This is a genomic window from Odoribacter sp. Z80, assembly GCF_009935865.1.
In the GTDB taxonomy this organism is placed as follows: Bacteria; Bacteroidota; Bacteroidia; order Bacteroidales; family Marinifilaceae; genus Odoribacter.
Genome location: NZ_QWEL01000011.1, coordinates 16,989 through 31,425, shown reverse-complemented (window position 1 = coordinate 31,425; position 14,437 = coordinate 16,989). Strand labels below are relative to the sequence as shown.

10 protein-coding genes, 1 tRNA gene and 1 riboswitch are annotated in these 14,437 nt (G+C 46.4%); of the genes, 3 read left to right on the top strand and 8 right to left on the bottom strand.

Translation table 11 applies throughout. The features are described from left to right. Nucleotides 1-46 precede the first annotated feature (46 nt). Nucleotides 47-119 (top strand) — tRNA-Trp (locus D1136_RS08500). Nucleotides 120-163: 44 nt separating this feature from the next. On the opposite strand, the gene D1136_RS08495 is transcribed toward D1136_RS08500, so the two are convergent. The 6 genes from D1136_RS08495 to D1136_RS08470 are packed head-to-tail and all read right to left on the bottom strand — an operon-like array spanning nucleotide 164 to nucleotide 7,835. After that, nucleotides 164-916 (bottom strand): sulfite exporter TauE/SafE family protein, encoded by a 753-nt coding sequence (locus D1136_RS08495; RefSeq protein ID WP_161877205.1) that lies wholly within the window; start codon nucleotides 914-916, stop codon nucleotides 164-166. 1 nt (nucleotide 917) lies between these two features. Next, nucleotides 918-1,874, bottom strand: coding sequence for a methylenetetrahydrofolate reductase [NAD(P)H] (gene metF / locus D1136_RS08490; protein ID WP_161877204.1), 957 nt, complete (start codon nucleotides 1,872-1,874; stop codon nucleotides 918-920). 29 nt (nucleotides 1,875-1,903) lie between these two features. Next, a complete protein-coding gene (gene metH, locus D1136_RS08485; RefSeq protein WP_161877203.1) occupies nucleotides 1,904-5,455 on the bottom strand; it encodes a methionine synthase in 3,552 nt (1,183 codons plus the stop codon). Between the two features lie 25 nt (nucleotides 5,456-5,480). Then, nucleotides 5,481-6,233: a UPF0280 family protein gene (locus tag D1136_RS08480; RefSeq protein WP_161877202.1), complete on the bottom strand. Its 753-nt coding sequence runs from the start codon at nucleotides 6,231-6,233 to the stop codon at nucleotides 5,481-5,483. A 3-nt stretch (nucleotides 6,234-6,236) separates the two neighbouring features. Further along, nucleotides 6,237-6,647, bottom strand: a complete 411-nt coding sequence (locus D1136_RS08475) for a 4Fe-4S binding protein (RefSeq protein WP_161877201.1) — start codon at nucleotides 6,645-6,647, stop codon at nucleotides 6,237-6,239. Nucleotides 6,648-6,695: 48 nt separating this feature from the next. Then, entirely contained in the window at nucleotides 6,696-7,835 is a 1,140-nt protein-coding gene (locus D1136_RS08470; RefSeq protein ID WP_161877200.1) for a homocysteine biosynthesis protein, read from the bottom strand. 269 nt (nucleotides 7,836-8,104) lie between these two features. Beyond that, a riboswitch (SAM riboswitch) is annotated at nucleotides 8,105-8,210 on the bottom strand. A 196-nt stretch (nucleotides 8,211-8,406) separates the two neighbouring features. Here D1136_RS08470 and D1136_RS08465 point away from each other — a divergent pair. Then, nucleotides 8,407-10,572 carry an alpha-N-acetylglucosaminidase gene (locus tag D1136_RS08465; RefSeq protein WP_161877268.1) on the top strand — a complete coding sequence of 722 codons (2,166 nt, stop codon included), beginning with the start codon at nucleotides 8,407-8,409 and terminating at the stop codon, nucleotides 10,570-10,572. 94 nt (nucleotides 10,573-10,666) lie between these two features. Here D1136_RS08465 and D1136_RS08460 read toward each other — a convergent pair whose 3' ends face one another. Further along, nucleotides 10,667-11,254 (bottom strand): porin family protein, encoded by a 588-nt coding sequence (locus tag D1136_RS08460; RefSeq protein ID WP_161877199.1) that lies wholly within the window; start codon nucleotides 11,252-11,254, stop codon nucleotides 10,667-10,669. Between the two features lie 11 nt (nucleotides 11,255-11,265). After that, nucleotides 11,266-12,039, bottom strand: a complete 774-nt coding sequence (locus D1136_RS08455) for an RNA methyltransferase (RefSeq protein WP_161877198.1) — start codon at nucleotides 12,037-12,039, stop codon at nucleotides 11,266-11,268. Between the two features lie 97 nt (nucleotides 12,040-12,136). Between D1136_RS08455 and D1136_RS08450 the strand changes: the two genes are divergently transcribed. Further along, nucleotides 12,137-14,425: a BamA/TamA family outer membrane protein gene (locus D1136_RS08450; protein WP_237567034.1), complete on the top strand. Its 2,289-nt coding sequence runs from the start codon at nucleotides 12,137-12,139 to the stop codon at nucleotides 14,423-14,425. Nucleotides 14,426-14,437: the final 12 nt, after the last annotated feature.

The following is a 14,437-nucleotide window of genomic DNA, read 5'->3' as shown; positions in this document are numbered from 1 at the left end:
TGTTGCAAATTTCAATAAAAAAAATTTCCTTTGCACCACAAAAGATACGGGAGTAGCTCAGTTGGTAGAGCACTGGTCTCCAAAACCAGGTGTCGGGAGTTCGAGCCTCTCCTTCCGTGCAAAAGCTGTCATATCCCGGACAGCTTTTTTTTGTTTTTGCCTGTCAGAAGACGTTGAATAGTTTAAGTGATACGAGCACAAGGGCAACCAGAAGGATGTACCGGATGTATTTCGCACCCCACCTGATGCTTAAACGTGTTCCTAACCAGGCTCCCAGCATATTCCCGCACGACAGGATAAAACCGGTTGACCAGTCTATCAGGCCGTAATAGATGAAAATCGCTAAGGCTATCAGGGTATAGGAGAGGATGAGCAGTACTTTCAGGGCGTTGGCTTTCAGTAAGTCAAAACCGCATCCCAGCACTAAACCGGCCAGCATGAAAAAACCAACGCCAATTTGAATGAAACCGCCGTAAAATCCGATGCCGAAAAAGACCAGGAAACGAATAAACGGATTGCGGGCTTTGGCCCGGTCTGCATTTGCCTTTATCCAGCCGTTGGGGTCCAGCAGGATCATGAAAAAGAGGATGATTAACAGTCCGCCGATGACTTTCCGGAGAAGTTCTTCTTGTATGTCTACGGCTGTGAAAGCTCCGGCAATACTGCCTAATGTAGTCGGCAATAACAGGGGATAGTCTGTTTTGAAGTCTAATATCTTCTTTTGATGAAAAGTGGCTGTCGAGACAATTTCTTGCAGGAAAATGGCAACCCGGTTGGTGGCGTTTGCCACATTAGCCGGTAGGCCCAGAAAAATCAGGAAAGGCACGACAAGCATCGAGCCTCCTCCTGCAAATGTGTTGATAAAACCGGCGATTATACCTAAAAGAATCAGACCGGTAGCTTGGAGCAGAGTCATTTTAGAAAGAGTGTTTTAAAATTTCACGTATATTGTCCGCTTTTCCCATGGTATAGTAGTGAATGGCCGGAGCCCCGTGGGCCAGCAAGTCTTTGCTTTGCATGGTACACCATTCTATACCAGCCTGGTAAATGGCTTGGTTGTCTTTGCATTTGCGGATTTCCTTCATCAGGTCCTGCGGTAAATCTATACTAAAAGCACGTGGTAACATTTCAATATGGGTTTGGGTGGAAATGGGCTTTAATCCCGGAATAATGGGGACTGTGATTCCGGCTTTCCGGCATTTATCGGTGAACCGGTAGAATTTGGCGTTATCAAAAAACATTTGGGTAACGATATAATCGGCGCCAGCCTCTACTTTATGTTTCAGGTTTTCAATGTCAATATCCAGATTGGGCGCTTCATAATGTTTTTCGGGATAGGCAGCTACTCCGATGCAAAAATTGGTGTGGACGGCATTTGTCAGGGTTTCGTCCAGGTATATTCCCTGGTTCATGTTGTGAATCTGGGCTACCAATTCATTACTGTAACGGTGGCCGTCCGGTTCGGGAGTAAAGTATTTCTGGCCGGGGATGGCATCGCCGCGTAGGGCTACTACGTTTTGAATGTCCATAAAATTGAGGTCGATGAGGTCGTTTTCCAATTGATGTTTGCTGGCCCCTCCGCAGATAAGGTGGGGAACCACTTCTACCGGGAAACGTTTCATAATGGCGGCTGCAATGGCTACTGAACCCGGCCGTTTGGTCAGGATGATCTTTTCGAAAGTACCGTCGTTTTTTTGCCGGTATTCTATTTCATCACGGTGATAGGTGATATTGATAAAAGGCGGGGCAAACTCCATCAGAGGTTCTATGGCATGGTAAAGTTTGCTGATGTCGCTTCCTTTCAGGGGAGGTACCAATTCAAAAGAGGCGAACGGGGCTGTTTTTTTGTTGATGATATCGATTACTTTTGTCATAATTTTTCTGGTTAAGGCTGTGTGACCGGTTACATTCCTAATAATTTTTTCCCTTCTTCCAGGTTGATACCTCTTTTCCGGCAATAGTCGCTGAGTTGGTCTTCTCCGATACGGCCGATGCTGAAATAGCGGGCTGCGGGGTGTGCAATCAGGAGACCGCAGAGGCTGGTGACCGGCTGTATGGCATAGGAAGGGGTCAGGGACACCCCGATTCGGGCCGGGGCGTCCAGCAAATCAAACGCATCTTTTTTCAAGGAGTGGTCCGGGCAGGCGGAGTAACCGAATGCAGGCCGGAGCAGATGTATCCCTTCGCTTAACTGTTCCTGCATATATTCTGCCAGGGCTTCGGTCAGACGTGCACACAGGCTTTCGCGCAACAGATGGTTGAAATCATGGCAGTTGCATTGGGGATGCAAATCGGCTACTTTTAAAGCAAATACCCCGATGGTGCTTTTCCCGTAAGCCTTAGGGCAGATGTAATCGGCGAGGCTTAAATGTTCACTGTCTTTTTTTTGCTGACGGAGCATGGGTAAACGGTGGCCATTGTCTAAGACAATATCGTCGTTTTCAGAATAAGCATCAAAGAATTGAACCAGCAGGGAAGCGTCAAATTCCTGTCCGGCAATAACATTGTCCAGAGTTTTGAGTGCTGCTTGATAGGTGCGGTTGGCTTCTTCGTTGCGGTGGATAATCTCCGGAAATTTTCCTTTGAATCCCCAAAAATGGAAAAAGGGAGTCCAGTCGATTTTACCGGTCAGCTTCTGCAGGTTTATCCGGCGTTCCAGAATGTTGTGTCTGCCGAAAGCAACGGGAAGACGGTAGCTTTCCGGAGAAAAGTCTCCCTGCTGTTGTTTGGTTGCAGTCAGGGCCGGGGAAAGTGACCGGGCTTCCGGATAAGGGAGGATTTGTTCCTGTCTGTTGTAATATTGATGGCGGATTTGTTCCTGTTCTGTTTTGATTTGACGTATGTAATTTTTGCCGTCGGACAACAAGTGCTTAATCAGGCTTGCCGTGCGGGAAGCATCCCCGCCGTGGACCACACAGTAGTCGTATTTGGGAGCCAGCTTTACTGCCGTATGTACGGATGAGGTTGTGGCTCCTCCCACGAGGAGGGGGATGTGAAGCTGTTCTTTTTGGAGAAGTTCACAGAGGGCTTCCATTTCGCTGAGTGATGGGGTGATGAGCCCGCTGATGCCGATGAGGTCGGCATGATGGGTTTTGGCAGCAGCGATGATATTGAGATTGTCGACCATGACTCCTAAGTCGATGACTTCAAAGTTGTTGCAGGTTAAGACAATGCTGACGATGTTTTTACCGATGTCGTGAACATCTCCTTTGGCTGTGGCCAGAATGATTTTATGGCGTGTCGTCTGGCGTCCTCCGGCCTGGTTGTGTTTTTCTATTTCAGGTTGCAGGATGGCAACAGCCGCTTTCATTGCTTTTGCTGATTTCACCACCTGTGGGAGGAACATCTTTCCTTCCCCGAATAGGTTTCCTACTTTCTCCATGCCTTGCATCAGGGGACCTTCGATGATTTCTACGGGAGAAGCATACACGGAGAGTGCTTCGCCCAGGTCTTCGGGCAAATATTCGGTGATGCCTTTGACTAAGGCATAAGTTAATTTTTCGTTTAGCGGACGCTGACGCCATTCTTCTTTCTGGGTCGGTTCGCCGTCTGCCGTTTTGTTTTCTTTTATCTGTTCTGCTATTTCGATTAAACGTTCTGTTGCTTCCGGGTGCTTGTTCAGAACGACATTTTCGACAGTTTCCAGTAACCGGGAGTCAATGTCGTCATACACCTGAAGCATGGCAGGATTGACTATGGCCATATCCAGGCCTGCATTGATGGCATGATAGAGAAAAACGGAATGCATGGCTTCTCGGACCGGATTGTTGCCCCGGAAAGAGAAAGATAAATTGGAAACTCCGCCGGATGTGCGTGCACCGGGCAGGTTCTTTTTTATCCATGCCACCGCCCGGATAAAATCGACAGCATAGTTATTGTGTTCTTCCAGGCCTGTTCCGATGGCCAGGATATTGACGTCAAAGATGATGTCTTCCGGATGAAATCCTGCTTTGCTAATCAGCAGATGCCAGGCTCTTTGACAGATTTCGGTTTTTCGTTCGTAAGTAACCGCTTGTCCTTGTTCGTCGAAAGCCATGACGACAACTGCCGCTCCTAAACGGTGGATTTCCCGGGCTTTTTTCAGGAAGACTTCTTCGCCTTCTTTCAGGCTGATAGAATTGACAATGCATTTTCCCTGTGCATTTTTTAAACCGGCCAAGATGGTGTTCCAATCCGACGAATCAATCATCAGCGCTGCTTTTGCAATGTCCGGGTCGTTGCTGATATAACGGATGAAGGTAGTCATTTCTGCTGCGCTGTCCAACATGGCATCGTCCATATTGATATCGATGATGGAAGCTCCGTCTTCTACTTGTTTGCGGGCAATGCCTGCCGCTTCTTCATAGGCTTTTGCCTTGATTAACCTGCAGAATTTAGCAGAACCTGCTACATTGGTGCGTTCGCCGACATGGATAAAGTTGTTTTTTTCTTTGTCGACCACAACGGATTCCAGTCCGCTGACAACGAGGCGGGGGTGGATTCCGGGGATGCGTCGGGGGGCTGTTCCGGCCAGGGCATCGCGGATGGCCCGGATGTGGGTGGGGGTAGTGCCACAGCAGCCGCCGGCGATATTAAGCAATCCTTTTTCTGCCATTTCTTTTAAACAGGCCGCAGTTAGGGCCGGGCTTTCATCGTATTGTCCCATTTCATTCGGCAGTCCCGCATTTGGGTAAATGCTCAGCGGGCATGGCAGTGTCTGGGATAACTGTTCTATGAAAGGTAGCAGTTCGGCGGCTCCGAACGAACAATTGAGGCCGAAACTCAAAAGCGGATAATGGGAAACTGCAGTATATAGGGCATTCAGGTCCTGTCCGGTCAGGGTCCGGCCGCTTTTATCATTGATGGTGGCTGAAAGCATTACCGGAAGAGAAGTTCCTTTTTCTTCCTGTACTTTGCTGATGGCATATAAGGCGGCTTTGGCATTGAGGCCGTCATATACCGTTTCGACAAGCAGGAGGTCGACGCCTCCGTCGATAAGGCCCCGGACCTGTTCGGCATATGTGGCGGCCAGGGTGTCAAAATCCACCGGGCGGTATTCCGGGCGGTTGACGTCCGGAGAAAGAGAAAGGGTTTTGGAAGTAGGCCCCATGCTTCCGGCAACATAGACTTTACGTCCGTGGGTATTCCCGGCGACTTCCGTTGCCAGCGCAGCTCCTTCCCGGTTCAGACGATATACTAATTTTTCGCATCGGTACTCTTCCTGGGAAATGGCATTTGAGTTAAAAGTATTTGTTTCAATGATGTCTGCTCCCGCATCAATATAGGATTGATGGATTTTGCGAATGCAATCGGGCCGGGTGAGGTTCAGAATATCATTATTCCCTTTCAGATTTACCGGATGAAGGCTGAATTCCTGTCCGCGGAAGTCGGCTTCGGTCAGTCCGGCATTCTGGATGGCCGTTCCCATGGCTCCATCCAGAATGAGAATGCGTTTTTGGATTTCTTTTTTTATCATAAGTGGTATGTAAGTGTTTGGCTGGTCACTGATTAAATAGTTTTAGTTCAAATTTTCCGCAGATTCCTATTTTGTCTTCTTTGATGGCAATTGCCGATAAAATATCCGGGTGTTTACTGATTTTTCCGATACAAGGTGCGATGTCATGAACCGTTTGGATGGTATTGGCAAAAGCTGTTGCATAGGTATCGGCCAACAATGCGTCCCGGCAGATGACCATCACGGCATCCGCTTTCCCGAAACTCAGGGAGGGGCCTACCGTGCCGGATGAAGTACAGATGCCGATGGGGGTGTATGGTGCTTCTATGTGCAATCCGACTTTTTCCGAAAGCGGAGAATTGCCGGCGAAAACGGCAATATCCATGTCCTGGTTCAAGACCGCATAAATGTCTCCTCCGTTTTCAATCAGGACTTCCCTGACCGGAAATTGTTTTTGTAGCGCTTCGCCTAATTTGCGGGCTACCGCTCCGGCTACTGCACTCATCGGGCCGATACCGCTTTTTTCGGCCACGGCAGACATTTCCCCGAATATCTCCGGGGCTGCAGGAGGGGCAGGATAGGGGGCTAAAGCCCTACCATAGTCCGGGTGTTTTGCTATCCAGAGATCCATCTCTTGCCTTAGTTGGCGGATGAACCGTTCGGAGAAAATAACCATGTCCGGATTCCAGGAGGCTTTATCTATGCCGATCCACAAATCCGATTCCTTGTGTTGGACAACAAAACAGGCCCATCGGTCCTGGCTGAAATGCCGGCGGTATGTACGTTTGACGTATTCCATCCGTTATTCGGCGAATTCAATTCTGAATAGTTTTAACGGGCAGGCTTTCAGGCAAAGTTTGCAAGCGATGCATTTTTCCGGATTGAAATGCAGCTTCCAGTCCGGAGCTCCGATGGTCAGTGCATGTGAGAAACAAGCCGATACACAGTTGCCGCAGTCAATACACAGAGATTCGTCGAAAGAAACTTTGCTGGACACCGGACTGACGGATACGCCATTTTCTTTCAGATAGGCTATGCCCTGGTTCAGCATATCTTCTCCAGCTTCCAGTTCGACCAGCAGGTTCCCGGATTTTCCGGCCTGGATTTCTGCTTTCAGGATATTGATTTTAATATCGTATAATTTAACCAAATCATAGGTTAAAGACCTGTCGGTGGCGTCTACCGGAAAAGATAGTACAACTTTTTTTATCATGTTTTTTGGATTACGAAGTTCGACACAGATTTTAAATGGGACTAAGAGTTAATCTTCTCCTGTCAGTGCTTTTAAACTGGTATGGACAGGCATCGGCCGTACCGGTTCGGAAAGCAGGAAATCGCCTTTCCGGATCCAGCTTTTCAGAATAGCTGCGATTTCCCGGGCTTTAGCCAGGCTGGAGAGGGGGGCTGTCCGCACCTTGTGTCCGTTTATCTCTATTGTTCCGCTTTGTAAAGCTGCATAATTTGTCTTTCCTAAGGGTTGGTTTCCGTTTCCGTAATCCACGACCGTAGTTTCGATCTGATCGTTCCGTATAGACAACCGGCGGGCCATATCCTCATCTAAAACAGGGATGGGGATTCCGATGCCCACATAAAGAGTGACTCCATATTTTTCAATATAGGCACCCCGCAAATATTTTGTTGTCATGTTTTTCAAGTCGCCGATTACTGCTATTGTCCGGGCATTGCTTGTAGGTATTCCGTATTCGTTGACGGCTTTAGTTGAATGAAACTGTGTCCCGTTCCAAGTAACATATCCCTCTGTGCCACACAGGAAAATATGGGTGCCCAAACCGATGGTACGGCATTCCGGGTCGTTTAACAAAGGCGAGAGTTCTCCGGCTGAGCTGTAAGAAGCATTTCGCATCTTTGGCAATAAAGTACCCATGTAGGTGTATTTAATCTGGTCGGTGGTATTGGTGGCTACATTGTAATTCTGGTAAGCATTGCGGGGATTGTAAAGGATGGCTTCGTTGATGCTGTCCTTGGTAATAATGGCTTTGATATGCTTACGTGGATAACAATCCGTTCCTTTTCCCCAGGCTTCCAGGGCAATCTCTTTGCCGTTGACTAAATCTTCAATGATGTGGGCGCCTCCGTAAGCAGGGGAGGAAGGATTGCAGTCGGTTGCTCCGACATAAGTATCCACTGCGGCCAATCCTCCGCTGACCCGGACTCCGTTCAGTTCGATTCTTTCCATGCGGATGGGAGGATTGGCATGTCCGAAGTTAAGGAAGGCTCCGGAGGAACACATGGCTCCGAAAGTGGCTGTGGTGACGACATCCACTTTTTCTGCAATTTCTTTTGGAGACAGCGTTTTAGCCATTTCGGAAACTTCCTCGGCAGTCAAAACGACAGCTGTTCCTTTTTTTATTTTTTCATTAATTTCTGCGTATGTTTTCATCTTTACAAACAGGCTTGGATTAGACAATACGGGTGGTGGCTTTAAATCAGGCACCCGCTATGGAATCGGTTAAACACAACAAGGTTTAATCCTGTGATTTGTTTTCAATTACCTGGTAACTGAGCAAATGATTTGATCTGGAGATAAAAAGAATTTAGCGCATGCAGCGCATATCCATAGAAGATATGAAAGGACAGAAAAATTTGAAATCCTGTTTTAGGCAAATGGAATAAGAAAAGGCATCTGTTTTTTTCATCTTTTTTTGTTTTAAATTATAACTCCTGTGTTCAGGTCGGGTTTTGGCACCTTTCGGGAAAGTCCCGGAGGTTGTCGGAGTTTCACAGAGCCCAGTCTCTCAACTCCTCTTTATAATTCAAACAATCTTTCTTAAGGATTGAATTGATGTTGCAAAGGAAAAGTAAAAAATCTGAAAAAACAAGTGTTGAAAGAGAAAAATGATGTATTGGTACGGATATAGAGAAAAGCAGCCGGCTTTTTGCTGAGTTTGCAAATTTGGTTATTTTTGTATGGATTAAATCGTGGAAATTAATGAAAAAATAAACGAAAGATGATGAAATATGTGATTTTAGTGGTGGTATGCACTTTTGCTTGCCTGTTCGGAAAAAGCAATCCGGTGGACCGTCTGTTGGAAAGAATAGATAAAGGGGCTTCTGCCAAATTTAAAACGGAACTGAAAGAATCGGCGGTGGATTTTTTCGAGTTGGACCAACAGGGGAGAAAGGTAGTTGTGAGGGGAAATAACTATGTGAGTATTGCTACCGGGATTAATTGGTATTTAAAATATTATGCCGGGATTCATCTTTCCTGGAACGGTATGCAGGCGGAATTGCCGGAAGAATTGCCGGCAGTGATGCAGAAGGAAAGACATGAAACCCGGATGCCTTACCGTTACAATTTAAATTATTGCACCTACTCTTATTCTATGGCTTTTTGGGATTGGGAGCGTTGGGAAAAAGAGATTGACTGGATGGCTTTGCATGGGGTGAATATGCCTTTGGCGATTACCGGCATGGAGATGGTATGGTTTAATGTATTGAAGCAGTTGGGGTATGACCGGGAGGCCATCGATCGTTTCATTGCCGGTCCGGGTTTTCTGGCCTGGTGGTATATGAATAACCTGGAAGGATGGGGTGGCCCTAATCCTGACAGCTGGTACAAACAACAGATGGCATTGCAGCATAAGATTCTGAAGCGTATGCGTGAGTTTGGCATTGAACCTGTTTTTCCGGGATATGCCGGTATGATCCCTGCCGATGCGGCTGAAAGATTAAGGTTAAATGTTGCGGATCCGGGTACATGGTGCGGTTTCCGGCGACCTGCTTTTTTGCAGCCTGAAGACCCTGCTTTCAGTAAAATAGCTGCTTTGTATTATGCGGAAATGGAACGTTTATACGGCAAAGCCCGTTTTTATAGCATGGACCCGTTTCATGAGGGAGGGAACACGGACGGAGTGGACTTAGAGACTGCGGGGAAAGCAATATGGGGAGCCATGAAACAGGCCAATCCGGAGGCTGTCTGGGTCATTCAGGCCTGGCAGGCGAATCCCAGACCGGCTATGATAGACAGTTTGCCGGCCGGAGATATGTTGGTGCTGGATTTGTCTTCCGAGAACCGTCCCATGTGGGGAGATGCTGAGTCGCCCTGGTACCGTGAAAAAGGGTATAAGCAACACGACTGGCTGTATTGCATGCTGTTGAATTACGGAGGAAATGTCGGCATGTATGGACGTATGGACCGTGTTATCAATAGTTTTTATAACGCCTGCCAGCATCCCAACAGAAAAACAATGCAAGGGGTTGGTATTACGATGGAGGGAATAGAAAATAACCCGGTGATGTATGAGTTGTTGTTAGAACTCCCCTGGAGAAAAGAAAAGTTTACAAAAGAAGAATGGGTAAAGGGATATGTGAAGGCCCGTTATGGAACGGAAGATCCGATGTTGTTGAAAGCGTGGGAGATTATGGCTGCTACGGCCTATAACTGCCCTGAAATACGTCAGGGAACTACGGAATCTGTGTTTTGTGCCCGTCCGGGGGAAACCATCCGGAGCGTTTCCTCCTGGGGGTCTGCCCAGATGTTCTATAATGCCAGGGATTTCCGTGAGGCTGCGGAGTGTATGTTGCAGGTGGCAGAGAAATATGAAGGAAACAATAATTTTGAATACGATTTGATAGATGTGGTACGCCAAACCCTTGCAGACTATGGAAATGGCTTGCAGAAAGAGATGGTGGAAGCATTCAAAGCGGGGGATAAAAGTTCTTTCGGACAAAAAAGCCGGGAATTCCTGGCTTTGATACTATTGCAGGACAGTCTGCTTTCCACCCGTCCGGAATTTATGGTAGGGCCCTGGCTGGAGCAGGCCAAGAAGATCGGTGCGGATGAAAAGGCAAAAGAACTGTATGAATGGAACGCCCGTACTCAAATTACCGTTTGGGGGAACAAGCATGCTGCCGATAAAGGAGGTTTGCGGGATTATGCTCACCGCGAATGGGCCGGCTTGCTGCGGGATTTCTATTATCCGAGGTGGGAAGCCTGGATTGGAAATATGCAGGCCCGCTTAGATGGGGAAGAAATGCCGGCCATAGATTGGTATGAACAGGAAAATCCCTGGACCCTGGAAAGGAAAAATTATCCGGTGAAAACTCAGGCTGCCCCGGTGCCTACGGCAAAAGCAATTTTCCGTAAAGTATTTCCGAAAACCAAGAGTGGGATGTAGTGAAAACGGAAAAAAGAAAACCGGCCTCTTTCATACGTTACGGATGTAGAGAGGCCGGTTTTTCTTTGTGTTTGTGAAAAGGCGGAAGCAGAAATCAGATGATTTTAAAACCTAAGGTGAAATTGAATGAGCGGAGAGCTTTCAGGTTATGTCCCAGGTTTTTAAAGGCCTTTTCGTAATCTATGTCAAAAGTCAGTTTCCATACGTCTATGCCTACGCCCAGTTTCCCGTGCCAATTGGTCTTTTCGGAATCGGATAGTTGTTTTATATCTTTCAGTTTCGGAAAAGAAACGACGGGTCCGAGATAGGTCCTTAGTTTCAGTACGGAGATGTCGAGTACCTCAAATCCCAACATAACGGGAATATCAAAAGAATTTAGCTTGATGTTGTGGTTAACCTGCTCGGTTGCGGTCGTTGTACTTATACTTTCTTCGGTTTCCCATATACTTTCTTTATGAGAATAGTTGAGGGCAGGTTCTATATAGATTTTTCCTAAGTTCAACCGTGCAAAAGCTCCTACCATATAACCGGAATGGGCACGGGTTCCCAGTGTATTAGGAATGTCTTTTACTTTAATGCGATTGCTGGATATGCCTCCGTGTATCCCGACATTGACGGGGAGCTGGGCCATTGCTCCGTACCCGCAGGTACAGAGAAACAAAAAGAGTAGAATTTTTTTCATAATTACATCATTTATTGTTCAATAGTTCTTCTTTTAAATTCTGATAAGATAATGCCGGTGGCTACTCCTACATTCAGGGATTCGGTGGATTCCGGGGTGTTGGCAAAACTTGGAATGGTCAGTTTACAGTCTGTTAAAGCTTCCATTTCCGCAGAAATCCCTTTTCCTTCATTTCCCATGACAATAAATCCTTGTCTGGCAAGAGGAGCCCGGTATATATTTTCTCCGTCTAAAAATGTGCCGAAGATGGAGAAGTTTCCCTTTCCCTTGAATTGTTTCAATAATACGGAAAGGTCCGTATAAAAGGTTTTGACCCGGAATACAGCTCCCATGCTTGCCTGTACGGTTTTGGAATTATAAACCCCGGCACAATCCCGGTCACAAAAAACATGGCGTATGCCAAACCAGTCCGCTACCCTTAAAATAGTGCCCAGATTACCGGGGTCCTGTATTCCGTTTAAAACCAGCGAAAGGGAACGGCAGATTTCCGGTTCCTGAAACGTGTACCGGGGAATTTCTGCCAGTGCGATGACTTCCGGTAAAGATTGGAAATTGGAGATGCCGTGCATTTCCCGTTCGTCGGCCTCGTGGACGGGGATGCCGGACAACAGGGATTGATGGGCGGCAATCCAGTCGGGAGAACCTATGATTGTATGGATTTTCAAAGAAGAGTGAAGCAACTCATCCACCAATTTTTCTCCCTCTGTTTTAAAAAGATTATATTTCTCCCTGAATTTCTTTTTTTCAAGGTTTTGGACTATTTTTGTTACCTGTTTGCTTAGCATGCGAATAGATGGCTATATGACAGTGTGGTTAAGTTTGGAGTTGCAAAAATAGTAACATTTTTGGTAATTGGAGAAGCACGTTCCATATAAGATATTTTTGATTCTGTGCCTGTTTGTTTTTTTCTCTGCGTGTTCGCCCACTCGTTATGTCGGTAAGGATGAATTTCTGCTGAATCGCGTGAAAGTGAAGGTAGAAGAGCAGGGTATCAATACCTCCGGTCTGAAAAAAGCAATCCGGCAACGTCCCAATACCCGTATCCTGGGGGTGGCCCGTTTCCATTTGGGTTTGTATAATCTCAGTGGTAAAAAAGAAGAAAAATGGCTGAACAGGTGGTTGAGGTCTATCGGTGAGGCTCCTGTCATTTACAGTCCTTTCCTGACGGAACAAAGTAAAACGCAATTGCAGCTTTACCTGAATAATAAAGGGTATTATAAAGCCCGGGTCACAGACTCGGTCTGGTTTAAAAAGAAAAAGGCGTATGTGGAATACCGGGTTGTACCTGGACCTGTTACCAAAATCGGTGAGTTTGATTTTCAGGTGGATTCCGTTTGGCTCAGCAGTGGGAAAAGAGACCGTTATCGCTTGGTTCAGATGATATTGAACGATAGTGCGAACAGTTTGGTGAAAAAGGAGATGCCGTTGGATGTGGAGGTGCTCGAGGATGAACGTGAACGGATAGCTTATATGCTTCGTAAAAACGGGTATTTTAATTTTTCGAAAAAATTTATCCATTATTATGCAGATACCCTCAATGGCAATTTTTCCGACCATGCCGGATTGCTCATGAGTATCGTGAGTAATGCTTATGATACGATGAGTTTCCGGAAGTACAGAATTAACCATATCCGGGTGAATCTGGATTATGATCCCTTACGGATAGCCGGAGGAAAGGATTCCTTGGGCCGGATTATCCCTTGTGAAGGTTATGAGGTTGTTTATTTTGACAGGATGAAGATTAAACCGAAGGTTATCCTCGAAACCCTTCAGTTTGAAAAAGGGGATTTATACAACATTCAGAAAGTATCCAGTTCCTACGCCCGCTTACAAGCTTTGAATCTGTTTAAATTTATCAATATTGTTTTCAAGGAACACTGGGATGAGGAGGGTATGCCTGCCTTAGATTGCGAGATTCAGTTGACACCGATGAAACGGCAGTCCTATAATGTTTTTCTGGAAGGAACCAATAATTCCGGTAATATCGGGGTGGGGGGGAATTTTTCCTATAATCACCGCAATCTTTTTCATGGAGGGGAGAACATTACGTGGAGTTTCTGGGGTGCCTTGAAAAAGGAGAGGCTAAAAGAAAACGAAATGTTCAGTGCAACCGAAGTGGGAACGGAGTTAAAACTGATTTCCCCCCAATTCTGGATGCCTGTATTCCGGATGGCGGAATTCCGGCGGAATTTTGCTCCCAAAACTTCTGTTTCCTTGTCTTACAGCCAGGAAAATACACGATTCTACCGCCGGAGGATTGCCAGTGCGAAATTCGGATATTTTTGGCGGAGAGCAGACAACAAATGGCATTATAATTTCGACCTGATTGATTTGAATTACGTTTTGATGCCTTATATGGATGCCAGTTTTATCAGCGAGCTCAAGAACGAATATGTAAAAAGTGCTTATACCGACCACATGATTCTGTCTGCTAATTTTTCTGCTACTTATACGGACCAGGTGGTTAATACCTCTGCAAGCTATAATTATTTCAGGGGAAATGTGGAAACTTCCGGTAATTTCCTGTTGGGTATTGACCGTTTACTGGGCAGTCCCCGGACCGTACAGAACGGGGAAAAGTTTCACAAAATGCTCGGGGTCCGTTATGCACAGTTTGTAAAAGCAGACGGAGAATACCGTTTTTCTCATTATGTGAATAAAGCCAATACAGTAGTTTACCGTTTGTTTTTAGGCTGTGGTTATCCTTACGGAAATATGAAGGCGTTGCCTTTTGAGGAGGCTTATTTTTGCGGCGGTGCCAATGGTATCCGTGCCTGGCAGTCCCGTACGCTCGGACCGGGGGCTTATTCCTCTGGGGACAGTTATCCTAACAATGTCGGAGATTTTAAGTTAGAGGCAAATATAGAATACCGGTTTAAACTGTTCTGGCTGTTGGAAGGTGCCTTGTTCCTGGATGCCGGTAATATCTGGAACATTAATAGATATGAAAACCGTCCCGGTGCGCACTTGAACGCTGATTTTTACCAACAGTTGGCGGTGGGTACCGGAATTGGTTTGCGGTTGGATGCCAATTTTTTTCTGCTTCGGTTTGATTTAGGGGTGAAAATGCGTGACCCTTCCTTGCCCCGGGGGCAAAAGTTTGTGTTGTTGAATCATAATGGCGGTTTCCGGGAATCCGTATTTAACATTGCCATAGGCTATCCTTTCTGATTCATTAAATGT

Coding starts and splice junctions, on each gene's coding strand:
- D1136_RS08460 (WP_161877199.1), bottom strand. CDS start 11,254: ATGAAAAAAATTCTACTCTTTTTGTTTCTCTGTACCTGCGGGTACGGA.
- metH (WP_161877203.1), bottom strand. CDS start 5,455: ATGATAAAAAAAGAAATCCAAAAACGCATTCTCATTCTGGATGGAGCC.
- metF (WP_161877204.1), bottom strand. CDS start 1,874: ATGACAAAAGTAATCGATATCATCAACAAAAAAACAGCCCCGTTCGCC.
- D1136_RS08455 (WP_161877198.1), bottom strand. CDS start 12,039: ATGCTAAGCAAACAGGTAACAAAAATAGTCCAAAACCTTGAAAAAAAG.
- D1136_RS08480 (WP_161877202.1), bottom strand. CDS start 6,233: ATGGAATACGTCAAACGTACATACCGCCGGCATTTCAGCCAGGACCGA.
- D1136_RS08470 (WP_161877200.1), bottom strand. CDS start 7,835: ATGAAAACATACGCAGAAATTAATGAAAAAATAAAAAAAGGAACAGCT.
- D1136_RS08495 (WP_161877205.1), bottom strand. CDS start 916: ATGACTCTGCTCCAAGCTACCGGTCTGATTCTTTTAGGTATAATCGCC.
- D1136_RS08465 (WP_161877268.1), top strand. CDS start 8,407: ATGAAATATGTGATTTTAGTGGTGGTATGCACTTTTGCTTGCCTGTTC.
- D1136_RS08475 (WP_161877201.1), bottom strand. CDS start 6,647: ATGATAAAAAAAGTTGTACTATCTTTTCCGGTAGACGCCACCGACAGG.